The organism is Ruegeria sp. CJ6, from assembly GCF_056536665.1.
The window spans coordinates 14936-39030 of sequence record NZ_JBQFQB010000010.1 but is presented as its reverse complement, the minus strand read 5'-3'; the positions used below and the strand labels follow the sequence as shown (position 1 = coordinate 39030).

Genomic DNA, 24095 nt, shown 5'->3' with positions numbered 1-24095 from the left:
CGTCACCAAAGCCGCCATCCCCGAACTGGTCCAGGGCGCAATCATCGACCCCTCATGCGGAGGGAATCCGATCGAATTGACCGAAGAAAACATCACTGAGCTGTTTAATACGGCGATCTGACAGTGAGCGCTGAAATCGTTCTCATAATCCTTGCGGCCGCGTTGCTGCATGCGATCTGGAACACGGTTGTAAAAACGGCCGCTGACCGAACAGTCACGCTGGGTCTGGTTGCGCTGGGACACGTTATCCCGGGGGCGCTGATGGTGGCGGTTCTGCCGCTGCCGAATATCGAGAGCCTGCCATATCTGGCAGGTTCGACCGTTGTTCATTTCGGATATTTCTACATGCTGAATCAGGCCTACCGGCATGGTGATCTCAGTGTGGTGTACCCGATCGCGCGCGGTGTGGTTCCTGCGCTGGTCGCTCTTTGGGCCGTGATATTCGCGGGCGAACATCTGCCGACGCAGGCCTGGATTGGGATCGCGGTGATTGCCACAGGCATTCAACTGTCCAGCTGGTCGGTTTTGAGGCAAGGGGTCGGTAGGGCATCGCTTGTTTTCGCATTGGGAACGGGCTGCTTTATTTCCATCTACTCGCTTGTGGATGGCCTGGGCGTGCGGGTGTCAGGCAACATCCTGAGTTATTGGGCCTGGCATTCGGTTCTGCATATCTTTGTTGTGGGCTTTGTCGCGCTACGGCGAGGCGCGCGTGTGCTTGATTTGCCTCTGCGCATCTGGGTGATCGGGATTGCAGGCGGAATGGTGTCGATGACCGCTTACGGCCTAGTGCTTTATGCCAAGAATTTCGCTCCGCTTGGCGTCGTGTCAGCCTTACGCGAAACCTCAGTGATCTTCGCGGCCCTAATCGGATTTCTGTTCCTGGGTGAAGGCAATCCCATGCGACGCCTTCTGGCGGCCGTGATGATGGCTGCTGGCGTGACGCTGATCGCATTGTCGTCATGAACACATGCTGGGATGAGTTGAATGATTCTTGCGAGAGATCTGAAATCCACCTGTCACGCCGCATGAAACTGCAGGTTTGCTGTGCCATGTTGACCGGAAAAGGCAAAAAAACCAAAATTGTCGCAAAAGATTTACATTTATTGTGGATTTTTGCGCGAAAATGTGACCGAGTCTGAAAATGGATGATGATAGCGTAACCATCCCACATCGTGGCCGAGAGCTGCTGGATGTCCTTGCGCGGCTGGGGGGGTCAGCGCGCAACACTCAGATCGCCCAGATCATGGACGTCTCTGAGGAAACTGTGCGTCGTTTGGTCAAGGCACTGGCGCGCGCGAACAAGGTTGAGCGTGTGCATGGCGGCACATTTCTGTCTCGGGCGCAGGATACACCGATGTTTTCGGGCGCGTTGGAGTATAATGCCGACGAGAAAACCAACATCGCCAAGCGGGTCTGCGGGCTGCTTGAGGACGAGATGGTGTTGTTCATCACCGTTGGCTCGACCATGACTCATGTGGCCGAGCAACTACGTGAGCTGCGGGGTTTGACCGTCGTTAGCAACTCTTTGTCAGTTGTCGCATCCCTGGCCGATCACAATGGCACGCGCGCCGTTCTGGCAGGGGGCGAAGTAATCCGCTCCGAGCGAGGCAGTTTTGGCCGTGCCGCTGAAGAACTGGCGTGTCAGTACAGCTATGACGCGGTGATCTGCGGCGCGGATGCACTGTCGCTGGTCGGAGGCGTATTGGCCTCGAACCCGCTGGAGGCGGATCTGACCCGTGCGCTGCAAGGGAACACGCATCGCATGATCGTTGCAGCGGACCACACCAAATTCGGTGCAAAGGCCGCCAACGTGTCTTGCCCGTTCGACAAAGTGACGGATCTGGTGACCGATATCGCCCCACCCGATGCGTTTGCACCCGTTCTCAAGCAAGCTGGGGTCCAAGTGCACATTGCATCGCAAAACGATGTCAAATCCGGGCCGGAAGAAACAGAGCCCCGGAAGCAAAAAAAGAACAAAGAAACCTCCGAAAGCAAAGCGGGCAAATCGGGCTCTCGGAAACGCAAAACGAAATAAACAAAACCTAGGGAGAAAACATGAAAAAGCTTCTTATGTCAGGTGTGGCCTTTGCCACAATCGGGGGCGCGGCCTGGGCCAATTGTCCTGCTGCAACCGTCGCGGATATGCAGGGCGTCGCAGCCGGTGCTTATCCTCAGCAGTTTGATCTGTCCGAGTTTCAATCAGCTGCAAACTGCACGCTCAGCTTTGCAGAAAACCCGGCTATTGGGGATCTGAACGGCATGATCCGTGGCAATGGCGATCTTGCGGCCGTGGCAGATCGTCTGCCAGCTGACCCGTTAGTCATCGTACCCTATGACTCGATAGGTCAGTATGGCGGTGTTCTGGACGCGCTCTCCAACGCCACAGAAAGCGGCACCTCGGACTTCCTTTCGGTGCGTCACGTCAACCTGTTCCGCTATTCCGACGACCTGCAGACCTTGGTGCCCAACGTGGCGAAATCCTGGGAATGGAACGATGACTTCACCGTGCTGACCGTGAATCTGCGTGAAGGCCACAAGTGGTCGGATGGCGCGCCATTTACGGCGGCGGATATTGTCTTCTGGTACGATAACCTGATGATGGACACCAATGTCATCGCCGAAGCGAAGGATTATGCGCTGGCGGGCGGTGAGCCCATGAAGGTCGAAGCGCTGGACGACACCACTGTCCGCTTTACCCTTGCCGCGCCCAAGCCTGGCCTGACCGAGACATTCTCGTTCACCTATGTGCAGCCCTACCAGCCCAAGCATTTCTTTGAAAAGTTCCACCCGGCGCTGGATGACAACGCCGACGCCAACGCGCAGGCGCTTGGATATGAAAACGGGTACGAGCTGATCAAGGCCTATTATGGCAACTCGGACTGGATGGATACGCCATCTCCGATGCTGACAGCCGGTGACAAACTGGCGGGTCTTCCCACCGACACCATGCCGACGCTGGAGAGCCATATCCTTGTGAAGGAGAGCACCGAGGGTCGTCACTACGTGGCCAACCCCTATTTCTTCCAGGTCGACACGCAGGGTAACCAGCTTCCCTACATTTCGGAAATGGATGAAACTTACGTTCCGGACGAAGAAGTACGCACCCTTAAGTTGCTGAATGGCGAGGTCGATTACAAATCGCAGGGTGTTAACCTGACATCCGCTCCGGTGCTGCTCGAAGGTCAGGAGAACGGTAACTACACGGTCGAGGTGAAGCCTTCGATCGGCTATCCGGTTCTGACCTTCAACGTGACCGCAGAAGACGAGGCCAAGCGCGCGATCTTTAACGATATCCGGTTCAGAACTGCGATGTCTGTTGCGATGGATCGCAACCAGCTAAACGAGGTTGTGGCTTTTGGTCTGGGAACACCGACACAGTACATCGGCTTCTCGCCACGTCCCGATTTCATCGACGAAAAATGGTCGAACCATGAGATCGAATTCGACGCAGAGCGCGCCAATGCGCTGCTGGACGAAGTAGGTCTTGTCGACAAGGACGGTGATGGCTTCCGCGACTTGCCGAATGGTGATCCGTTTGTTCTGGATTGGCAGTTCTCGACCCAGCCAGCTTCGGCGCAATTGGTGGAACTGATTGCTCAGAACTGGAAAGACGTTGGCGTCAACACCGCGATCAAAGAGGTGACATCCGACGAATTCCGCGCCGCACAAACGGCCAACTCGCTGGATATGGGCCTTTGGCTGAAGAGCCAGCCAGCCGGGTCGATCCTCGGGGACAGCGAGATCTGGGTGCCTCCGTTTGATGGCTATTTCGACGTACGCACAGGTATGCTCTGGGCTGAATACATCAGTTCAAACGGTGAAAACGGTGTTGAACCACCGGCTTGGGTCGCGGATCTGAAGGCTGCATTGGACACCTATCAGTCCAGTGCACCCGGCTCTGATGCGTCAGTATCCGCCGCGCAGAAGATGGTCGAGATCATGACCGGCGAGCTGCTGTTCCTGGGTACCGTGAATGCTCCTGCCCCGATCTATCACTCGAACAACCTGCAGAACTTTACCGAGTTCAAAACGCAGTCTTACGAGTTCTATCGGACCTATCCTTACCGCCCCGCCCAGTGGTGGCTGAGCGAATAAGGTTGAGAAGATAAGAAGGTGGGCGCCCGCGCCCGCCTTCGCGCATCCCGCGGGGACAGATATGTTGCAATTCTGCAGATTTGCCGCCACCCGGGCGGTTATGGCGTTGGTCACTTTGGTCATCGTATCGCTGATTGTTTTTTCACTGATGGAACTGGTGCCCGGTGACTGTGCCGAGCGCTATTTGGCGTATAAGAACACCCAAGGGTCCGCGATCACCGTTGCTGACGTTGCAGCAGAACGCGCCCGACTGGGGTTGGATCAACCGTTCCTGACCCGATGGGCCACTTGGTTGTCAGGGGCGTTTCGTGGCGATTTCGGCGAAAGCTGCATCCTGCGGGTGAATATTGCACAGCTGCTGGGCGACAAGTTCTGGCTGTCGCTGTGGATCTGCCTTGGCGCTTTGACGCTGGCTTATGCCATTGCAATCCCTGTGGGCATCATTTCTGCCGCCTCGCGCAGTGCAGTATTGAACAACTCGCTGCGGATCGTCAGCTATCTGGGTCTGGCGATGCCGAACTTCCTGCTGGCCCTGATGGTGATGCTGGTTTCAACCGTTTATTTCGGCGAGACACTGACCGGGCTGTTCTCGCCGGAGTATAAAGAAGCGCCTTGGTCTTGGGGCAAGTTCCTCGATTTGCTGAAACACGCCTGGCTGCCGATCTTCATTCTGGGCTGGTCGGCCACAGCCTTTGCGCTGCAGACCGTGCGCGCGTTGATGTCGGATGAGATCGGGAAGCTGTATGTCACCGCTGCTGCCGCGCGGGGCATTTATGGCCGCCGACTGTTATGGCGCTATCCGGCCCGTCATGCGCTGGGGCCGATCGTCAACAGCCTTGGCTTTGACCTGAACCGGATCTTCAACGAACTGCCCATTGTGGCGCTGATCCTGACATTGACTGAAGCCGGTGCGCTTTTGCTTGAAGCGTTGGCGCGGTCCAATGATCAGCAACTTGCGGGGGCCATCATCTTTCTGCTGACGGCATCAATCGTAACGTTGAATTTCTTCACCGACATTCTGCTTGCGGTGATTGATCCGCGCGTGCGCAAAAGTATCCTCAGGTGACCAGATGACTGCGACAATCGACAACCAAAAGGCAAAAGAAGCCTATTTCACCGCCTCGCAGCGTCAGTTGATCTGGGCCCGATTCAAGAAACAGCGCGCGGCGATGATTGCGGCCACAGTTCTGGTCGTCCTGATCCTGTCGGGCATCTTTGCTCCGTTCCTGTCGCCTTACGATCCGACCGCCGCAGGGCGTGACAAAGACTATCTGAACGGAGCCCCGCAGATTCCAAAATTCTGCGACAAGAATGGCTGCTCGATCCGCCCGTTCCTGCACGGGGTAACTCGCGAACGCTCGTTGGCGACCAATTTCCGCTGGGTCGAGAAAGTGAACGAGGATGAACGCCGATATATCCAGTTCTTCGTTCGGGGCGACAAATATAAGCTGTTTGGAGTCATTCCCGGTAACATCCATCTGTTTGGTGTCGATCAGGGCTATGTTCACCTGTTCGGAACCGACAGTGCCGGCAAGGATATCTTCAGCCGTACACTGCATGCGGTTTGGACGTCGCTACAGGTCGGAACGCTTGGGGTGATGATTTCGTTCGTGCTGGCGCTCGCGATCGGAGGGGTGGCAGGATATTACGGTGGAATGGTCGACAGTGTGATCCAAATGATCACCGATGCGATCCGTACGGTTCCGGCCATACCTCTGTTCATGGCGATTGCGGCCTTTATCCCGCCGGAATGGTCGGCCGAGACAAGGTTCTTTGTCATCACAGCCATATTGGGATTGGTCGGCTGGCCTACTTTGGCACGGCGTGTGCGCACCCATCTGCTGACCGAACGCAATCAGGAATATGTGCTTGCGGCAAAGCTTTGCGGCGCATCACCGGGCCACATCATCCGGCGTCATCTACTGCCCAGCTTCACCAGTTACATCATCGTCGATCTGGTGATCTCGTTCCCCTATATGGTCCTCAGCGAAACCGCGCTCAGCTTTATCGGGCTGGGGCTGAAAGATCCGGTCAATTCACTTGGCGTGATGTTGCAGAATGTGACCAAGGCGGATGTTCTGCTGAATTACCAATGGTATTTCATCCCGGTCATCTTCTTTGTCGTTCTCGTGATGTCTTTCGTGTTCGTCGGCGATGGCCTGCGCGATGCGGCTGATCCTTATTCGGAGACCCGCAAATGAGCCTGATCGATGTCGAAAACCTGTCCGTTCAGTTCAAAACCGATGAAGGGTTGATCACGGCGGTTGAGGATGTTTCGTTTTCACTCGCCCCAGGCGAGGTGCTCGGGCTGGTCGGCGAAAGTGGATCAGGGAAATCAGTGACGGCAAAATCACTGATGAAACTGAATCCACCCAACGCGATCTATGCGCCAGAAAGCCGGATCGATCTGCATCTCGACAGCGGCCCGGTTGATATCATGGCGCTGAAGCGGCCCAAGGACATGGAGATTGTGCGCGGCGGGGCGATCAGTATGATCTTTCAAGAGCCGATGGCCAGCTTTGCCCCCGCGATCACCATCGGCAAGCAGATGGTTGAACAGTTGCTGATCCACACGGACCTCAGCAAAAAGCAGGCCAAAGAACTATCGATCGAAATGCTGGACCGAGTGGGTATCCTTGAACCAGCGGCCCGGTTCAACCAATACGCTTTCGAATTGTCGGGCGGGATGCGTCAGCGGGCGATGATCGCCATGGCGCTTTCGACCAAGCCCAAACTGCTGATCGCGGATGAGCCGACAACGGCGCTGGACGTGACCATTCAGGCTCAGGTTTTGGATCTGATGAAGGATCTGGTGGCCGAGTTTGGCATGGGCATCGTCTTCATCACCCATGACCTAAGCGTCGTCGCCCAAACCGCCGACCGGGTTGCGGTGATGTATCTGGGTCGGATCATGGAAAGCGGACCTGTGCGTGAGGTGATCCGCCATCCGGCACATGCCTATACGCGTGGCCTGCTGAACGCGTTACCCAAACTCGATGATCTGGACGCACCGCTAACCCCGATCCCCGGCGATATCCCCTCACCTCTGGAGCGGCCATCAGGCTGCGTGTTCCATCCACGCAACCCGGAACTCAAACCCGGATCGCGATATGAAACGGAACGCCCACCCTTGACCGAGGTCAGCCCCGGCCATTTCGCAGCCATTTTCCCCGAAGACGTGCCAGGCCAGCCATGACAAACGCATTGATCAAAACCGAAAACCTGTCAGTCGAATTTCCCATTGGTGGCGGGTTGTTTAACAAGCGCACGCTAAAGGCGGTCGACAATGTCTCGATCGAAATCCCGCAAGGGGCATTTGTTGGAGTGGTCGGCGAGTCCGGCTCGGGCAAGACGACACTCGGCCGCGCATTGCTGAATGCGGTTCCAATCACCAGCGGTGGCGCAAGCTATGACGATGGTGAAGAGCAGTTCGATCTGACCAAAATGTCGGCAACCGATCTCAAGTCCTATCGCCGTCGGGCTCAGTTGATTTTTCAGGACCCTTACGCGGCGCTTAGTCCTCGGATGACCGTGCGTGATATCATAGCCGAACCGCTGGATGTGATGGGCCTGACCGCATCGCGTGAGGAAACCGATGCGCGGGTTCGCGAGATTGCGGGCAAATGCCGGTTGAACCTTGAACATCTGCGACGCTATCCGCACGCGTTTTCGGGCGGTCAGCGTCAGCGGATTTCTATCGCGCGGGCTCTGGCCTGCAACCCGCGTTTTGTAGTTGCCGATGAATGCGTGGCGGCGCTGGACGTGTCGATTCAGGCGGATATCCTGAACCTGCTGAAATCCCTTCAGCGAGATATGGGCCTGACCTTCATGTTCATCAGCCACGATCTGTCGGTTGTGGCCCATACCTGCGATTTTGTGGTCGTGATGTATCACGGCAAGATCGTCGAAAGCGCCCCGACGCGCGAACTGTTTGCCGCACCCAAGCAAGACTATACCAAGCGGTTGCTGGATGCGATCCCATCGCTGGACCCCGATCATCGAATGCGTGCCTGATCAGGGCGCGCTAACCTGCGCCTGTCCGGTCTCGGTCAGCACAATCTCGGTCGCGCCATCTGCGCTGCGCTCGCTGGGTGGGACAAGGACATCGATGCCAGGCCGGTCGGGGCCAAAGGTGTTGCTGACTCGGCGGACTGAACTGAGAATGGCCAGCAGCGCCGGAGACGTTGCCGCCACGAAATGAGATGATCCCGCATCGCTGTTGAATGCAGTCGTGTCGATCACGCTGATCGGATATTCGGCCAACGCGTCGACCGAACTGATATTACCCAACCTCTGACTGTCCGCGGTGCCGCGCAGCCGAGCCGACAGGTTCAGAATCTTGTCCTTCTGGGACACCATCACCACAAACGGGTCGGGCGGGCTCTTGATGCTGTTCATCTGGGATCGGAACAGATCCACATCCAGATCAGGTGAGATCAGGATGACCCCCTCAAGATTGCGGCTTGCCCACCCCGGCTCGCGCAGTTCGGCTTGCCGCATCATCTCCATCGATAGGGCGCTGCCCATCGAATGCGCTATCAGGACGACCCGCTTTACGCCCATTGATTTGAGCAATCTAATGGTCTGTTCCAGCCCGTCTCGGGCAAACAGCATACTGTCCAGATCATAGGCGTAACCGGTGCCGCGCGCCTTACTGGGCCAGGAATAAATCAGAATGGTTCCGGGGATACCGATATCATGGCTCAGCTGAGCGGCCCGAAATGCGGTCTCGGTCTGCGTGGCGTTATACCCGTGAACAAAGATGACCACGTCATCCACGCCACGCAGACGGGACTTCAGATCCTGCGGACCAGAGAACTCGGTAACATCCGCCACGACAAACTGTTTGTTCGGATTCGGGTTCGCGTATGAGAACTCGAGTTCACCCGGTGTGTGCGACGGCGGAATCGAGACGGTCATCTCAAGGTAACGAAGTGCCTCGGCACGGTTAGCTCCGTAGCTGCCATCCGGCTCGCGCGCACGGGTAGTGGCGGCAAAGACCGTGGCGGGGGTGCCGACCCTAAGGGCTTCGGGTGTGATCTCTGTGATAGACCGATCCGCACAGGCGGTCAGCACAGACAGCGTCACAATGATGATGAAATAGCGCAGCACGCTCTGCCCCTGTGAAGTTACAGGGCTACGCTACCGTATTCCCGCCCCGCGTCCAGCCTGAGGGCACGACTCATTGGCAAAATCCGGCTGGCACCTGTTACAAAACGTAACGGCTGAGGTCTGTGGATTTTGTCAGCTCGCCAAGATTGTCGTTCACGAAACCTGCATCGACGGTGATCTCAGCCCCTGCCTGATCCGGTGCGGTGAACGAAAGCTCTTCGAACACGCGCTCCATCACCGTGTAAAGCCGCCGCGCACCGATATTCTCGATGCTTTGGTTCACATCCGCCGCAATCCGGGCCAAGGCTGCGATCCCGTCTTCGGTGAAACTGACCGTGACCTCTTCAGTGCCCATCAGGGCAGTATACTGCAGGGTCAGAGCGTTGTCGGTCTCGGTCAGGATGCGTACGAAATCCTCTTCTGTCAGGGCGCGCAGCTCCACGCGTATCGGCAAACGGCCCTGAAGTTCTGGCAGCAGGTCCGAGGGCTTGGCGATGTGAAACGCACCGGATGCGATGAAAAGGATATGGTCGGTTTTCACAGGGCCATGTTTGGTGCTGACAGTGGTGCCCTCGATCAGAGGCAGCAGGTCGCGCTGAACCCCTTCCCGGCTGACATCGCCTCCGCGCGCATCGGATCGGGCGCAGACTTTGTCGATCTCATCCAGAAACACGATGCCGTTCTGTTCGACCGATTCCAAAGCCACACGGTTGACGGTTTCATCATCCAGCAACTTGTCGGCCTCTTCCCCAATTAACGCCTCATAGCTTTCAGCGACAGTCATGCGTTTCTTGACGGTCCGTCCACCGAAGGCTTTGCCGAAGATATCACCCAGATTCATCATCCCCATCTGACCACCCGGCTGGCCCGGAATATCGAACATCGGCATCGGGTTCGTGGTATCGGACAGTTCCAACTCGATTTCGGTATCGTCCAGCTCGCCCGCTTTCAGCTTCTTGCGGAACATCTCGCGCGTCGCTTCGCGGGCGTCGGTTCCTGCAATCGCCTCGATCACGCGATCCTCGGCGGCCTGATGGGCGCGGGCTTTGACATCCTCGCGCATATACTCGCGGGTTTGCAGGATTGCGGCGTCAGCCAGATCACGCACGATCTGTTCAACGTCCCGACCGACATAGCCGACCTCGGTGAATTTGGTGGCTTCAACCTTGATGAAGGGTGCGCGGGCCAGTTTGGCCAGACGGCGGCTGATCTCGGTCTTGCCAACGCCGGTGGGTCCGATCATCAGAATGTTTTTTGGATAGACCTCATCGCGGATGTCATCTGGCAACTGCTTGCGCCGCCAGCGGTTGCGTAGCGCCACGGCGACGGCGCGTTTCGCGTCTTTCTGCCCGATAATAAAGCGGTCCAGTTCCGAGACAATCTCGCGCGGGGTCAGGTCGGTCATATGTGTTCTATCCGTATGTTTCGCAGCGGAACCTAATCATACGGCGCGAAAACACAAGCCGATCACGAGAAGATCACGGCAACTCACGGGCAGCACACGGAATTTCGTGGTGATGTGAATCGCCAGATGCACAGCGTCTGCGGCATAACCTTTCGCGACGGACTCTGCGTCCGTATGACATTAGGGAGATACCTCATCATGATGACTCGTCGTTCGCTTTTTGTGAAAGCTGCAGCTACCGGCGCGGCCCTGTCTCTGGTCGGCACCACCGCTGCCCTGGCCGGTGGCGCAAAAAAGAAAGGCACATTTGAAGGCCGCTCGAACCACGTCACTACCGGTTCGGTAAAACTGGTCAAAGATGGCGAGCGTTACATCGTTGAACTGGGCGACGACTTTTCGCTGGACAACGGCCCCGACCCGCGTGTCGCATTTGGTAAGGACGGCACATACGCCCCAGACAGCAAACTGGGCGCGCTGCTGCACCTGACCGGCAAGCAATCCTATGCCGTGCCGCCAACCATGGATGTCTCGGGCTACAACGAAGTTTACATTTGGTGCGAGGTTGCCGGCGTCCCGCTGGGAGTTGCTTCGTTGAAGTAATCACACCCTTCAGGGGTCGGGCTTTCCGGCCTCTGACACGCCGTTAGGTGACAGGGCAACTGTCTGTTACACTCGCCCCAAGATATTGGAACTGGGGGCGTTTTCATGACCAAGATTGCCAAGATCACCCTGCTGTTTGTGGTCTTTGTTGACCTGATCGGACAAGGGCTGGTGTTTCCCATCATCAACTCCCTGATCATGGAAACGAAGTCTGGCTTCTTGCCGGAAAGCACGGCCATGGGCACAAGGCACTTTTATTATGGTCTGGTGATCGGCTGCTTCTTCCTGTCTTGGTTTCTGGGGGTGGTCTATGTCTCGAAAGTTTCAGACTCCATCGGGCGCAAGAATGCTCTTCTGGTCTGTTTGACCGGGGCGCTGGTCGGCTACGCCCTGACCATCGCAGCGCTTTATCTCAACAGCCTGCTTCTGCTGATCATTGGTCGTTCGATCACCGGGTTTACGGCTGGAAATCAGCCCATCGCACAAGCGGCAATGATCGATGGCAGCACCGACGCTGCCGACCGCGACCGCAACATGGGTTATATTGTGACCGGTGTCAGCTTTGGCTTGGTCGGGGGACCGATCATAGGCGCGGTTCTGTCCGATGCAGCCTTATTGGGCAGCGCGGCGACATTGAAAACGCCTTTCTACGGGGCGTTTGTACTGGTCCTGATTGCAATCTTTCTTGTGACCGCGTTCTTCAAGGATACCAGAACCGAGCGCGAACCCTTCGTCTTCCGCCCCCGCGACATAACCGACAGCCTCATAGCTGTGCGCGAACACCCGCTGGTTCTAAAAATCATGCCAGTTTATGCCCTGTTCATGGTCGCCAACGTTACTTTCTATGTATTCGTCGACAACTTCCTGACCAGCGCGTGGGGTTATGGCGTAATAGGGGGCAGCATGGCGATGGTGGTCATTGGCGTTGCGCTGGCCTTTTCCAGCACCTTCCTTGTGAAACCAGCGCAAGAGAGGTTCAGCAAGCACCAGATCATCTACACCTCATTGGTCACCATGGTGATCTGTGGCTTTGCCTTCGCATTCAGCCCCAGCGGGGTGCTGAGCTATATTCCGGTCTTTTTCTTCTACTTCTTCTTCGGCGTTTCTTACCCGACGCTGCTAGGCCTGTTCTCGTCCAGCGTTGCGGAAACGGATCAGGGCTGGGTCATGGGCGTGACCACAGCCGTGTTCTGCCTAGCAGGCGGTATCATGTCCCTGATCGGAGGCGGATTGATGAGCATCGACATCCGCGTGCCGTATTATATCGTCATTGTCAGTGCCCTGATGGGCCTGATCGGGATGCATTTGAGGTGGAAGGGGAAAGAGATCAAAGCGCTATTGGCGTAAAGAGCAGCCGATAGAGCGGAAAGGGTCACCTACTCCTGCTCTTCCTCAATTTCTTCTTCGTCAAGTTTGCGCTGGCTTTCCTGTAATGGCGCGCGCTCGATCAGTGCCCAAATTTCCTTTTTGGTCTTCTTTGAAACAGCGCCTCTGGCTTCCAGCTCGATCAATAGCGAGCGTGTCTGATCTTCGGTACAGCCAATTGTTCTGCTGAGCCGTTCCAGAGTTTTGAACTTGTATTTGGTATCTCTCAACATGGACTCAAGCAGCTTCTTGCGAGGCTCTTTCCATGTCTTGGCGTGCTTCCGGCTTCGATATTCCTCAAGCACAATCGGCCCAACAATGCCGCCAATCAGCCCACCAAATATCGCTGCCAGAACCGCACTCATGACCCGATCGTCTCAACCGTCAGATTGCCGTTGGTATAGACGCAGATATCCGCAGCAATTGCCATGGCTTCACGCGCCACATCCTCGGCCGGTTTGCCGCTATCCATCATCGCACGGGCGGCTGCCAGGGCAAAGTTGCCGCCCGACCCGATTGCAGCGACGTTGTGTTCCGGCTCAAGCACGTCCCCTGCCCCAGTGATCACGAGCAGATCCTTGCCGTCGGTCACAATCAGCATCGCCTCGAGCTTCTGCAGATACTTGTCGGTGCGCCAGTCCTTGGCCAGCTCGACTGAAGCACGCGCCAGTTGGCCGGGCGTCGCCTCAAGCTTGGCTTCCAGACGTTCCAGCAGCGTGAACGCATCCGCCGTAGATCCGGCGAATCCGGCGACCACTTCGAACCCGCCCGGTGTCAGGCGACGCACCTTTCGCGCAGTGCCCTTGATCACGGTTTGGCCCAGGCTGACCTGCCCGTCCCCGGCGATGACAACCTGCCCGCCCTTCTTGACGCCAATAATAGTGGTGCCGTGCCATCCGGGAAAATCGCTGTCTGCCATGAATGCCTCCGTTATCCGTGCTGCCATATATGGGCCGGGCACGGGTTCTGCGCAACCGGTTCTAAAAATGCCCAAAAGATATGCAGTAAACGCAAACCGGGGCTGTTGAGTCAGCATTTGTGAGACTCAGCCGCCGGAGTTACATGAGGCTTACAACCGACAACGGGTCGGCTGTTTCTGTTAAAAGGACCAAGCACATGGCAAACGCAATCGCAAAAACCCATGCGCCGCGCGGAGCAGTCACCATCCTGCACGCAGTGGACGCATTCTCTCATGCATTCGAAAACGTTGTCGAATGGTACAAATCATATCAGACACGCAACGAACTGTCGCAACTGAGCGACGAGCAGCTGGAAGACGTCGGGCTGACCCGCGCTGATATCTCCAAGTTCTGATCCAGGATTTGAACACTTATAAGATGAGCCGCTCGATTGAGCGGCTTTTTCTTTTTCAGTTTTCGACGAATTTACCTGCGAGATCAGGCAGATAAGCCTCAACTGCAGCAGTGGCTACGACATGCCGGGTACCCGCCTCGGCATCCTCGACATCCAGTCCCCCTTTGACCGCCCGAACCGAGGCGCGGCCCCGCGGCAGATCCGAGGCGACAAGATCACAATCAACCTTCTCAGGCTGCTGAACGCCAATCGTGACCTCAACGCGCATCTCCTCATGACTGATGCCCAGTTTGGAAAACAGCGTGATGGACGAGTGGTGCAGCGCGTCCTGAACAGCGCGGCGCGCGGCCTTGGTATAGTCCTGACCATACAGATCGTTGCCGGTCCCCATCTCCAGAATGATGCGTTTTTCCGTCATCGGGCGGGCTCCATATCAAATGAGACAACGATCGCGGCGTTGGCGATCACCGTGCGACCTTCAGAATGGGGTTTGTCGATATCCAAGCCACCATGTGTGACCGTGATGTTGGGCTGGCCGTAAGGGAAAATGGCCTTCAACGCCTGCGAATCCACCCGGTCCGGTTGCTGTACACCGATTTCCGCGTCGATGATCATGGCCTCTTTCGGGAATCCGAACAATTCCGCCATATTGATCGAGTTATGCCAGAGCGCATCCTTGAGCGCGCGCAGCGCTGCTTCGGTATAGTCTTCGCGCCGAAGCGACGTACCCATACCGAATTCCACCAATACCCGAGTTTTGGGCATGTCGCCTCCTTATTCCTGATGACCCGACAATCTGCACGAGTTCTTGCGAATTGAAAGAACCAGTACAGTGAACTGCATCCGGCCAAACCACGAAACCCGAATGTTTGGTGTGTACCGCCGCTATCGACTAGAATTCTGTCTGTTTAAGCACACGATCTATGAAAGGTTTGATTCCATGACGTATTTTCGGCTCGTGTCATCATTATTGTTGTTTGGACTTCTGGCGCCAAGCGTATCCGCTGAAGTCATAGAAAACAAAGCGAAATTTATGAACCTGATCGTTGATAAGAAGCTGGTTCAGGGCGAAACCTGGGTGACTATTCACAAGGACGGCACGGTTGAGGGCAAAGGCCCGAAAGGTGGCAGTATCAGCGGCACGTGGGAGTGGAAAGACAGGTATTACTGTCGGAGAATCGTGATCGTCGGTGAAGTGATGCCCCACGACTGTCAGGTGGTTTCAATCGCAGACGACACCGTTACATTTACCCACAAAGACGGCGCGGGAGTATCGGTGAGGTGGACCATCAAGTGAGTCTAAACTCTTGTCACGCAGTGGCTTTAACAAAAAAAGGCGCCCAATGCGGGGCGCCTTTTTTCGTTCGCACACTAGCGAAGGTCAGATCGACTCGTCGATCCAGCTTTGCAGGGCCGCCTTCGGGGCCGCGCCAGCGCGGTTCGAAACCACCTGACCGTCTTTGAAAATGAACAGCGCCGGAATGCCGCGCACGCCCATGGCCGCGGCTGAGTTTGGGTTGCTGTCGACATCGACCTTGGCAATCTTCACCTTGCCACCATATTCGCTGGCCAGCTCTTCCAGGGCGGGGCCGATCTGCTTACAGGGGCCGCACCACTCGGCCCAGAAATCCACCACGACGGGGATATCGGAATTCTTGACTTCGGCGTCAAAGGTGTCGTCGGTAACGGCTACGGTCGACATGTCTGTCTCCTGACTGGGAATGCTTGGGCTCAGAACCTAGGTGCGGCACCGGGCAAGGTCAAGATATAGGGTTCGGTGTCAGGGCGTCCGTCACCATATCGTGTGGCAACCACATCAGGTGCGCGGTTCGCGTCCACAAGATAGCGGTGCGGATACTGTGATTGGGATAGATTTGCGACAGGGCATGGGCGTAGGCCGCCATCTGGCGCAACAGCCCTTCGGGGCAGGATTCTGGCCCGGTCGGAACAGTCGCATTGGATTTGAAATCAATTACATGCACCTCTTTATCCGTGATAATCAGCCGGTCGATGACCCCATGCATTCGTGTGCCGTTCAGATCGGCAGAGACCGAAACCTCGGTCAGCGCATCCGAGCCAAAGACCGGTTTCAGATATTCGGCCGTCAGCACCGATGTGGCCTCAGTCAGCAGATCTTGCCGCTCAACATCTTGCATATCGGCCAGAAGCCGTGCGCAAAGCTGCGGCCATTGATCCTGTGCGGCAGCAGGAAGATGTTCGAGCAACAGGTGCAGCTGCGATCCGCGTCGTTTCGCCGCCTCTTCATCCTGCCCCGCATCTCCGGGCAAGGCCTTCGCACCCCCTAGATCAGAGGGGCTGAGCGTTTCGGCTGGCGCGGGTAGATTTGGCGCGGGGTGGTCAAAAAATACAGGCAAATGCTGTTCGTTGTGCGGGATGCTGCCCTGTTCAACGGCAGGCAAAGCCTCCCAATCTCCATGCGCCAGTCGAAGGGTCTGGGTGCCGGGCACCTGAGTAGCCCCTGCCCGCGCCATCGCGGCCTCAACCATCTGATACCAACTGTTGCCATCCTTGCCTACATCCCCGGCGGCCGCCACTATTAACCACTTTTCTGCCCGTGTTAGAGCCACATAGAGCAGCCTCAGCCGCTCATTCTCCTCGCGCGTTCTGGCTTCTTGGCGCGCAGCTGCGATCAATGCAGGTGAGGCATCAGAAGGCACTTTCCACAACGGAGTATCGCCCGCCATCATGATCTCGGCATCTCGTGGTGGCTGTCGTTTACCAGTGTCCGGCAGGATTACGATCGGTGATTCCAATCCCTTCGAGCCATGAACGGTCATCACCCTGATCATATTGCCGACTCCGCTCATCTGGCGCTTGATCTCCAGATCGTCGGTTTGCATCCAGACCAGAAAACCGGTGAGGCTTGGGATATCTGTCCGTTCATAGGCCAGCGCCTGCGACAGCAACGCGTTGATACCATCCTCAGCCTCGGCCCCAAGCCGGCCCAGCAGTTTGCGTCGCCCGTCATGGCGCGTCAGGATACGTTCGATCAGATCATAAGGACGCAGAAAGTCGGTTTGACCGCGTAGGTCGTTCAGAATCGCAAGCGTTACCGGGAACTCCTCGGCACGATTGCGCAACGCTGCCCATAGATAAGTTTCCTCCCTGCGATAAGCCAGATCGAACAACTGTTGTTCCGTCCAGCCAAACAGTGGGGATTTCAGGACTGTCGCCAGGGATAGGCTGTCTTCGGGTGTGGCCAGAAAGCTCAGCAAAGCAGCCAGATCCTTGACCGCCAGTTCCGCGCCCACCTTCAGGCGATCTGCCCCCGCGATGGGCAGACCCTCGCTTTTGCAGGCGCGAATGATCTCGGCAAACAGGTCTGAGCGGCGTTGGACAAGGATCAGAAAGTCGCGGGGTTGCACTTTGCGCCGGACAAATGTCCCCGACGCATCGCCATCATCGGGAATGGTGGCGCCATCCCTGATCATATCCTTGATTGACCGGGCAACCTGTTCTGCCAGAATGACGGTGTGATGCCGTGCGCCAGGGCGATCAACGGGATCGGTCCAATCGCTGTCATCCTCGTTTTCAACTTTCTCGATCACCGGCCATAGGTCGACGCGCCCAGGAAGATCGGCCTTGAATGCCCGGTGTAAGGCATCCTTGTGGAACCCGGCCGCTACATGGTTTTCAAACAGTATATCGACCAGCCCAAGGATCGCGCTGGACGAGCGGAACGAATATTCCAGCGTTGAATCCCACAGTTTAGAGCCTGATTCTTGAAGTTTTCGTCCAAATTCGGCCTGCATCTGGTCAAAGGCTTGCGGATCGGCGCCCTGGAAGGAATAGATCGACTGTTTCTTGTCGCCAACCACAAAGATCGTGCGCTCAACTCCGGATCGGGCCCCTTCCCCGCTGGTAAATTCCTGAGCCAATTTTTCGATCACGTCCCACTGATCCGGGCTGGTGTCCTGCGCCTCGTCCACCAGAATGTGATCGATGCCACCGTCGAGCCGGTACAGCACCCATTCCGCCACCGCCGGGTCGTTCAGAACCTGCCGCGCGCGCAGGATCAGGTCATCAAAATCCAGCCAACCCCTAACCTGCTTGCGCCGCTCGTATTCCGGAAGGAAGGCCGCGGCAAAGCGATGTAATACGTGGGTTTTCTGGGCCGCAACCAGCGCCAGTCGCTGTTCCCGCGAGGCTTCGACCCGCAGCATCAGGGCCTCGAGCTGGGGCATCCGATCTGCCAGCACCCCTTCACGCAGCGCCTTGGTTGGAAAGCTGTTGAGTTTTGCGGCAAAGGGCTCTTTCGCGCCCTTACCCGTCAATAGGACGTTTTCAAGTATCGTCAGTTTGCTCAGCCGGGCGTCGGTAAAACCGACAAGCTTGTCGGCGGCCTTGGCATTGTTCCCTCCGCTTTCCGAAAGCGCGGGCAAAATGGACTGGATCAGTTCGACCTCACCGCCCAGAAACACGTTACGCAGCAGGACCTGTTCATCAAAACCTTCGGGCAGATCAAACCGTTGCAGAATGTCCGGCCATTGCAGCACATGTTCAAACTGATTTCGTTTCTGCGCAACAGCGGCAGTCAGTTTGTCAAAACCGGTATCGGTGACAAAGCGGGCAACGTCTTCGATCAATTCGGCCTGAGGGCCGTCGGCAAAACTTTCAATGATCTCTTCGCGCAGCAACGCCGCAGCCCGGTCTTCCATTTCGGAGAACTGAGGGCTGACCCCCGCCTCAAGCGGGAACCGTCGCAGCAGCGAAGCACAGAAGGAGTGGATCGTTTGGATTTTCAGGCCACCAGGCGTCTCAATAGCGCGGGCAAACAGGGTCCGTGCTTGCGCCAACCGGTCGGGATCGATCACGCCCGGTACGCCAAGTTCGACCAACTCAGACTGAAGGTCGCCGTCGCCCAACATTGCCCATTTGCCAAGACGTTTGAACAACCGGTTCTGCATCTCGCTGGCCGCGGCCTTGGTATAGGTCAGGCACAGGATATGCTGCGGCTGTACGCCATCCAGCAACAGCCGCGCCACCCGGTCGGTCAGCACCCGGGTCTTGCCCGAGCCCGCATTGGCCGCCAGCCAGGTTGAGGCGTCCGGGCGCGCGGCCTGAACCTGCCGTTCGGTGGCATCATTGCGGGGGGTCATGTCAGGTCCTCCGGTTCGGTTTCCGCTGAACGATCCCACTCGCCGAACCGGGCGAGGTGATCATAGTCCCCTATATCTGTGTCCTTGTGCAGCATCCTGCGTGAAGAGAACCCCTGATCAGGCTCTAAATAGGCTGATATGAGCTCTTTCAGTTCGGCCAGCACCTTGTCGGTCGGCTCTTTCTGCAGCGGTGCGGGCACTTCTTTATAGGTGCCGCCCATGCCAATGAAGATCGCCTGTGCAACGGGAAGCGGATCGAATCCTTCGATACCGCCCTGCTCGGCCATTGCGGCCTCGATCAGCAGTTGTTTGTCGAATTTGGCTTGCTGACTTTCCGTTGGCGGAGTGCCCGTCTTGTAGTCGATGATACGCAAAGCCCCCTGCCCGCTTCGATCGATTCGGTCGGCACGTCCGGCAATGGTGAAGTCCAGCGGCGTCAACGCCAGCCGCATTCCAACTTCAAATGCTACAGGCCCGCCATCGGCGCGGCGGTGAATCTCGGCGGACAGAAAGCTATCGGTAATCCGCTCTAGCCGCGCCAGCCACAGCTTTCGGGCAGTTGGCCACGCAACGTGGTCGTCCAGCAGAGCTTTGGCGCGTTTCAGGAAATTTTCTCGGGTCAATAAAGCCGGATCCAGAACGCTGTCGCGCACGAATTGTTCCATCACCTCGTGGATGACGATACCGCGTAGCAGGGCATCTGGCGCCTGAACCAGCGGGTCCAGTTGTCTCAATCGCAGGACATGTCGGGCATATATGGCGTACGGATCGCGGATCAGGCGTTTGATTTCGGTCACCGATAGCCGCCGTGGCCGCGCCGCGACGGGTGGTCGTGGCGACGGGCGGTGCGCGGGTGCGATTCGGGGTGCATGTTCCAGCATCTCTGCCCAATCCAGCCACCGTTGGCCCCGCGCTTGCATTGCTTCTAACGCCCTAGTTCCACCCTGTTCAGGCAGGCCTTGCAACAGGTTGGTCATGCGGTTCAGCCAACGGGATGGTACGGTTTCCGCATCATCCGAGCGGGTAGCGCGGGTCAAAACCACCTCTGCAGCACCTGCCGCCTGCTGGAAGTCATGCGCGGACAGACCGATCCTGCGTTCGGGCAGTAAAAGACCGGCCTCATTGCGCATCTGACGGTTCAGCCAGGGGTCGGGTGCCGCAGCCTCGGGCCAGCTGCCTTCGTTCAAGCCACCCAGAATTAGCAGATCCGCACCCTGAACGCGCGCTTCCAGGGTGCCCCAGATCATCAGATGCGGGTGAGGTGCATCACGGTCGCGGACTTCTTCACCTGCCAACAACGCGCCCAGAAGGTCGGCAAAGTCATGGGCGGTCATCGCACCGCCATGCTGTGCTTCGGCCTCCAAAGTGGAGATCACCGCAAGCGCCTTCTGGCCCGCGTTCTTGTCCCACAATGTGCCAGATTCACCGGTTCCACCTGCCGAGATCATCTCGGCCAGCGTGCGAAGCCGGGCGACCCAGTCCGGCAGTGGCTGTTCGGTGGGGTCGTATTGATCGCAAAATGTCTGGGTAACCCAGCGGACCCAGTCCTCGGGCGCTTCAGTACGAATGGCGAAAGCGGTCAGGCTGGCGCTGTCGGGAAAGGGCGGGCCATAGCGACGCAGGTCAAGCTCAAGATCGCGGGTATGCAGCAGGTGGCTGCCCCGGTCGCCCCCGTCATGGCACAGTGGGTGTTTGAGCAGCGTCAGCAGAGCCTCGCCATCCAGGCGGCGCGCGAACAGCCCGGCGACATGGCGTAGGAACCGCCCGGGCGGAGACAGCTGCAGTGGCAGGCCCGCGCTGTCATCGGGCAGGATATTCCACCGGTCCAGTGCGGCGCTGACCTGCCGGGTTAGCATCCGGTCGGGGGTGATTAGCGCGGCGGTCTGGCCGGTCTCGGCCGCTTGCCGTAGGCGTAGCGCAATGGCCAAGGCCTCGGCCCGGGGCGAGGGCGCCTCGATCAGCGTCACATCCTTGGTCGCACCGTTCAGGTCGGGCAGGAGCGGGCCTTCAGTCATCCATGCGTCGGTGACCGGGGCAGGGCGCAATGCAAGCGAAATCAGCTTGTTACGGGCAGGTGAAGGGGCCTGATCCGTGGTCCATGGCCGGATTTGATCCGGGCCAAGCCCTAGCCCAAGCATCAGCTTGCGGAACCGGTATTGAGGATGATCCTCAGATGTCAGCGGGTTATCCAGATTGCTCCAAACATGTTCAGGCTGGTCGAAATCATAGCCAGGCAGCACCAGCGCCCCCTGAGGCAGACGCGCAACCGCCTGCATCAGCATCAGGGTGGTCCCGCGAGACCCGGTAGAGCCTGCCAGAATGACAGGATGTTCGGGCGGCGACGCCTCCCAGCGCGCGATCAGGTTCTCGACCACGCGCCGCTGTCGGGCCTGCGCATCCAGCGCGTCCGAACCGGATTCCATGAACTGATCGGCGATGCCGATAAAGGCCTGCGCCCGTGCCCAATGGCCGGACATGTCGCTGACATCCAGTTGCCTGATCGCATCGGGCGAGACACCTTCCCCCTGCATCTCGTCGATCAGCCCGGCCAGACTGTCAGACAGATCGAACAGCGAGGACCGGGCCGCCAGATCGGGTTGCTGGTCCAGTAGTTTTGCGATCAGCTGCGTCAGCTCCAGCCTGCGACGCAGAGGCGGGATTGCGGGTGGGATCTGCGCCAGATCGGCGCTTTCGCCAAGATCTGTGACCAAAGAGAGGCGTGGCAACAGGCAAGCGGGACCTTGATCAAACAGATCGCGCACCCGGCGCGCCATCCGGTGGGTGTTGATTACCAGTTGTACCCGGGCCAGCGCATCGGGCGGCTGCCCCTCAAATCGCTCATGCAGACCGTCAACCAGCACCTTGGGGAAATCCGCGCCCGGAGGAATGGCGAATACCCGGGGCAGGGCGCTGGGCTCAAACATCGGCAATCAGCCCCTCGGCCAGATCAATACCCTCGGGACGCCCCACATCGCACCAGCGACCGGGGTAAGACAGTGCGAACAGGCGCTTTTGCTGCAGCATTCGATCCCACAACACGTTCAATGAAAACACGTCCTCAGCGATGTCATGCAGTGCTTCGGTTTTTAGAATTTGTACCCCGCCGTAAACAAGACCTGCACCGCGGACGATCCGCCCTGTGCTGTCCTGAGTGAAGTCACCAGGGCCGGAGTGGCCAAGGGTTTGCCCAACTGGAACGCACATCAGCAGCGCATCCATTTTATCCGGATTCCACTGATCCTTCAGTAAATTCAGCGGGTTGGGCCCAGCCCAGATCGCGTCGCTGTTCAAGGTGAATACGGGATCGGATCCAAGCAGAGGTAGCGCTGCGCGCAGCCCACCACCAGTATCCAGAATGCGCGGTTCTTCCCGCGATATCATAACGTCGCAGCCCGCCAGATGAACAGCCAACTGATCAGCGTGGTAGTGCAGGTTGGCAACAACCCGCAGCGGCCTGAGCGCATCGACCAGATCCAGTGCGTGATCAATCAGGGGTCGCCCGGCCACCTCGATCAGCGGTTTGGGCCGGTCTTTGGTCAGGGCACCCATGCGAGTACCAAAGCCCGCGGCAAACAGCATTGCAGCTTGGGGGGGGCCGGTCATTGCGCCCTCAGCTTTTTCAGGTTTTCGGGGCTTGGGGCGGGCAGGGCGCTGCGCAACAGGTCTGCCACCGGCACCAACGCGGGATGTTCGAGATCGCGCATCAAATGTGCCCACGCAGCCGGGATCAGGTCGACGTAGTGTGGCTTTCCATAATCGGTCGCCAACCGGGCAAAACCGCCCAGAATGCGCAGGTTACGCTGTGCGCCCAGAACAGCATATGCGGTGCGGAAATCATGCCCATCGACGCCGGTTGCGGTGATATAGCGGTCGATCATCCTCATCTCGATCCCGGCGGGCACAGTCCGACGCACATCCTGTAGCAGTGACATCAAATCATAGGCGGGATGCCCCAGCATCGCGCTTTGGAAATCCAGCAGACCGACACGCGCCAGACCTTCGCGCTCGGGCAGCCAGATCAGGTTTTCTGCGTGGTAATCGCGTTGCACAACAACCCGCGTTCCGCCGGTTTCCCGGTGCAGGATATCCGCAAAGCGCAGCTCGAACCGGGCGCGGGCCTCGTCGTCGTGCGATCCAAGAATGCCTTGTGCATATTTTGTGAACGACAGCGCCGCCAATTCGGTCATCATAGCGGGGTCGTAACTGTCGAGCGAAAGCGTCGGCGCCGCGTGAAGATGGACAAGTACATCGGTTGCGGCGTCATACAGCGTGCGCTCAAGCGTCGGATCGTCCCGCAAGACGCGTGCGAACAGATCGTCGCCCAAATCTTCGAGCAACAGAAACCCGTATTCGCAGTCCTCGGCGTAGATTTCCGGCGCACTCAACCCAATGGAACGCAGGTATTTCGACATACGCACGAAGGGTTCAACAGCTTCGCCCTTGTCGGGCGGAGCATCCATCAAAACGGCGGTCCGGCCGGTGGCAGGGTCGGTCAGACGCTCGTACCGGCGGTTCGAGGCATCACCTGCCAAAGGCGTATGCCGTGCGCCGTTCCATGGTGTCTGCGCGATCAAGGCTTCTGCCAGAATGGCCCGGTTCGTCATTGGATCCCCTCCAGCTTGGCGTTCCATTTCGGGTCTGTCCACGACATCTTAAGTTGTCGCGTATCTTGTTCGTTGGCGTCTGTGGTGAACCGGATCAGTAAGGCCGGCTCTGGCGTCAGAGGACCCAGCTTTTCAGGCCACTCGATCAGGCAAATGCCGGCGTCGAAGGCGTCGACCAGCCCTAGCTCTTCGATCTCTTCCAAGGCAGAAAGACGATAGAGGTCTGAATGCCAGACCTCTCCAAGCTGCGTCTCGTAAACCTGAACCAGAGTAAAGGTCGGCGAAGGCACATCTTCGGGAGCGGACAGAAGAGATTGAATCAATGCGCGTGCGAAATGGGTTTTGCCGCTGCCGATGGTACCTTCAAGCAGGATAGTATCGCCAGACTGCAATGCGCCTCCCAGTTTGGTGGCAACTTCAGCAGTGTCGAATGGGGATTTCGAGGTCAGAGTCAGCGGTGCGTTCATGGCGTCACAATGA

General features: G+C 57.8%; 23 protein-coding genes and 1 pseudogene. 12 read left to right on the top strand and 12 right to left on the bottom strand.

Annotation, left to right across the window (positions count from 1 at the left end; all coding sequences use genetic code 11):
* The 8 genes and pseudogenes from ACR0BT_RS20345 to ACR0BT_RS20310 form a co-directional block, all read left to right on the top strand.
* A pseudogene (locus ACR0BT_RS20345) lies at positions 1 to 121 on the top strand (iron-containing alcohol dehydrogenase); the annotation flags it as partial.
* A 2-nt stretch (positions 122 to 123) separates the two neighbouring features.
* Positions 124 to 963 (top strand): EamA family transporter, encoded by an 840-nt coding sequence (locus ACR0BT_RS20340; protein ID WP_170636821.1) that lies wholly within the window; start codon positions 124 to 126, stop codon positions 961 to 963.
* Between the two features lie 178 nt (positions 964 to 1141).
* A complete protein-coding gene (locus tag ACR0BT_RS20335) occupies positions 1142 to 2035 on the top strand; it encodes a DeoR/GlpR family DNA-binding transcription regulator (protein ID WP_170594917.1) in 894 nt (297 codons plus the stop codon).
* A 20-nt stretch (positions 2036 to 2055) separates the two neighbouring features.
* Positions 2056 to 4095, top strand: coding sequence for an ABC transporter substrate-binding protein (locus ACR0BT_RS20330; RefSeq protein ID WP_170397784.1), 2040 nt, complete (start codon positions 2056 to 2058; stop codon positions 4093 to 4095).
* Between the two features lie 61 nt (positions 4096 to 4156).
* Entirely contained in the window at positions 4157 to 5161 is a 1005-nt protein-coding gene (locus ACR0BT_RS20325) for an ABC transporter permease (RefSeq protein WP_170397787.1), read from the top strand.
* 4 nt (positions 5162 to 5165) lie between these two features.
* Positions 5166 to 6296, top strand: coding sequence for an ABC transporter permease (locus ACR0BT_RS20320; RefSeq protein WP_170397790.1), 1131 nt, complete (start codon positions 5166 to 5168; stop codon positions 6294 to 6296).
* Positions 6293 to 7291 carry an ABC transporter ATP-binding protein gene (locus ACR0BT_RS20315; protein ID WP_170513428.1) on the top strand — a complete coding sequence of 333 codons (999 nt, stop codon included), beginning with the start codon at positions 6293 to 6295 and terminating at the stop codon, positions 7289 to 7291. Before ACR0BT_RS20320 ends, ACR0BT_RS20315 begins: the two co-directional genes overlap by 4 nt.
* Entirely contained in the window at positions 7288 to 8109 is an 822-nt protein-coding gene (locus ACR0BT_RS20310; protein WP_223117325.1) for an ATP-binding cassette domain-containing protein, read from the top strand. The genes ACR0BT_RS20315 and ACR0BT_RS20310 overlap by 4 nt, the downstream gene beginning before the upstream one ends.
* On the opposite strand, the gene ACR0BT_RS20305 is transcribed toward ACR0BT_RS20310, so the two are convergent.
* Positions 8110 to 9207, bottom strand: a complete 1098-nt coding sequence (locus ACR0BT_RS20305; RefSeq protein WP_170566570.1) for an alpha/beta fold hydrolase — start codon at positions 9205 to 9207, stop codon at positions 8110 to 8112. It lies immediately after the preceding gene.
* Between the two features lie 97 nt (positions 9208 to 9304).
* A complete protein-coding gene (hslU, locus tag ACR0BT_RS20300) occupies positions 9305 to 10612 on the bottom strand; it encodes an ATP-dependent protease ATPase subunit HslU (RefSeq protein ID WP_170407914.1) in 1308 nt (435 codons plus the stop codon).
* Between the two features lie 198 nt (positions 10613 to 10810).
* On the opposite strand from hslU, the gene ACR0BT_RS20295 reads away from it, so the two are divergent.
* The gene (locus tag ACR0BT_RS20295) at positions 10811 to 11212 is read left to right on the top strand and encodes a DM13 domain-containing protein (RefSeq protein ID WP_170397803.1); all 402 of its coding nucleotides are present in this window, start codon (positions 10811 to 10813) and stop codon (positions 11210 to 11212) included.
* A 105-nt stretch (positions 11213 to 11317) separates the two neighbouring features.
* The gene (locus ACR0BT_RS20290; RefSeq protein WP_480763926.1) at positions 11318 to 12559 is read left to right on the top strand and encodes an MFS transporter; all 1242 of its coding nucleotides are present in this window, start codon (positions 11318 to 11320) and stop codon (positions 12557 to 12559) included.
* Positions 12560 to 12588: 29 nt separating this feature from the next.
* Here ACR0BT_RS20290 and ACR0BT_RS20285 read toward each other — a convergent pair whose 3' ends face one another.
* Positions 12589 to 12942, bottom strand: coding sequence for a hypothetical protein (locus ACR0BT_RS20285; RefSeq protein ID WP_170397809.1), 354 nt, complete (start codon positions 12940 to 12942; stop codon positions 12589 to 12591).
* Positions 12939 to 13496, bottom strand: coding sequence for an ATP-dependent protease subunit HslV (gene hslV / locus ACR0BT_RS20280; RefSeq protein WP_480563143.1), 558 nt, complete (start codon positions 13494 to 13496; stop codon positions 12939 to 12941). The genes ACR0BT_RS20285 and hslV overlap by 4 nt, the downstream gene beginning before the upstream one ends.
* Positions 13497 to 13693: 197 nt before the next feature.
* Here hslV and ACR0BT_RS20275 point away from each other — a divergent pair, with 197 nt between their 5' ends.
* Positions 13694 to 13891 carry a DUF1127 domain-containing protein gene (locus ACR0BT_RS20275; RefSeq protein ID WP_170397815.1) on the top strand — a complete coding sequence of 66 codons (198 nt, stop codon included), beginning with the start codon at positions 13694 to 13696 and terminating at the stop codon, positions 13889 to 13891.
* Positions 13892 to 13946: 55 nt separating this feature from the next.
* On the opposite strand, the gene ACR0BT_RS20270 is transcribed toward ACR0BT_RS20275, so the two are convergent.
* Positions 13947 to 14309, bottom strand: coding sequence for a Lin0512 family protein (locus ACR0BT_RS20270; protein ID WP_170514195.1), 363 nt, complete (start codon positions 14307 to 14309; stop codon positions 13947 to 13949).
* Positions 14306 to 14656, bottom strand: a complete 351-nt coding sequence (locus ACR0BT_RS20265) for a Lin0512 family protein (RefSeq protein WP_170625360.1) — start codon at positions 14654 to 14656, stop codon at positions 14306 to 14308. Before ACR0BT_RS20265 ends, ACR0BT_RS20270 begins: the two co-directional genes overlap by 4 nt.
* A 268-nt stretch (positions 14657 to 14924) precedes the next feature.
* On the opposite strand from ACR0BT_RS20265, the gene ACR0BT_RS20260 reads away from it, so the two are divergent.
* Positions 14925 to 15188, top strand: coding sequence for a hypothetical protein (locus ACR0BT_RS20260; RefSeq protein ID WP_170397824.1), 264 nt, complete (start codon positions 14925 to 14927; stop codon positions 15186 to 15188).
* A gap of 84 nt (positions 15189 to 15272) precedes the next feature.
* Here the strand turns inward: ACR0BT_RS20260 and trxA are convergent, their stop codons facing one another.
* From trxA to tsaE, 6 genes are read right to left on the bottom strand one after another with little or no spacing between them, the layout of a single operon-like run.
* Positions 15273 to 15593 carry a thioredoxin gene (gene trxA / locus ACR0BT_RS20255; RefSeq protein ID WP_170397826.1) on the bottom strand — a complete coding sequence of 107 codons (321 nt, stop codon included), beginning with the start codon at positions 15591 to 15593 and terminating at the stop codon, positions 15273 to 15275.
* Between the two features lie 58 nt (positions 15594 to 15651).
* The gene (gene addA / locus ACR0BT_RS20250) at positions 15652 to 19011 is read right to left on the bottom strand and encodes a double-strand break repair helicase AddA (RefSeq protein WP_480763925.1); all 3360 of its coding nucleotides are present in this window, start codon (positions 19009 to 19011) and stop codon (positions 15652 to 15654) included.
* On the bottom strand, positions 19008 to 21935 hold the full coding sequence (addB, locus tag ACR0BT_RS20245; RefSeq protein WP_480763924.1) for a double-strand break repair protein AddB: 2928 nt from the start codon (positions 21933 to 21935) through the stop codon (positions 19008 to 19010). Before addB ends, addA begins: the two co-directional genes overlap by 4 nt.
* Positions 21928 to 22614, bottom strand: coding sequence for a nucleotidyltransferase family protein (locus ACR0BT_RS20240; RefSeq protein WP_170566582.1), 687 nt, complete (start codon positions 22612 to 22614; stop codon positions 21928 to 21930). Before ACR0BT_RS20240 ends, addB begins: the two co-directional genes overlap by 8 nt.
* Positions 22611 to 23615 (bottom strand): aminoglycoside phosphotransferase family protein, encoded by a 1005-nt coding sequence (locus ACR0BT_RS20235; RefSeq protein WP_480763923.1) that lies wholly within the window; start codon positions 23613 to 23615, stop codon positions 22611 to 22613. The genes ACR0BT_RS20240 and ACR0BT_RS20235 overlap by 4 nt, the downstream gene beginning before the upstream one ends.
* Positions 23612 to 24082 carry a tRNA (adenosine(37)-N6)-threonylcarbamoyltransferase complex ATPase subunit type 1 TsaE gene (gene tsaE, locus ACR0BT_RS20230; protein ID WP_480763922.1) on the bottom strand — a complete coding sequence of 157 codons (471 nt, stop codon included), beginning with the start codon at positions 24080 to 24082 and terminating at the stop codon, positions 23612 to 23614. Before tsaE ends, ACR0BT_RS20235 begins: the two co-directional genes overlap by 4 nt.
* Positions 24083 to 24095: the final 13 nt, after the last annotated feature.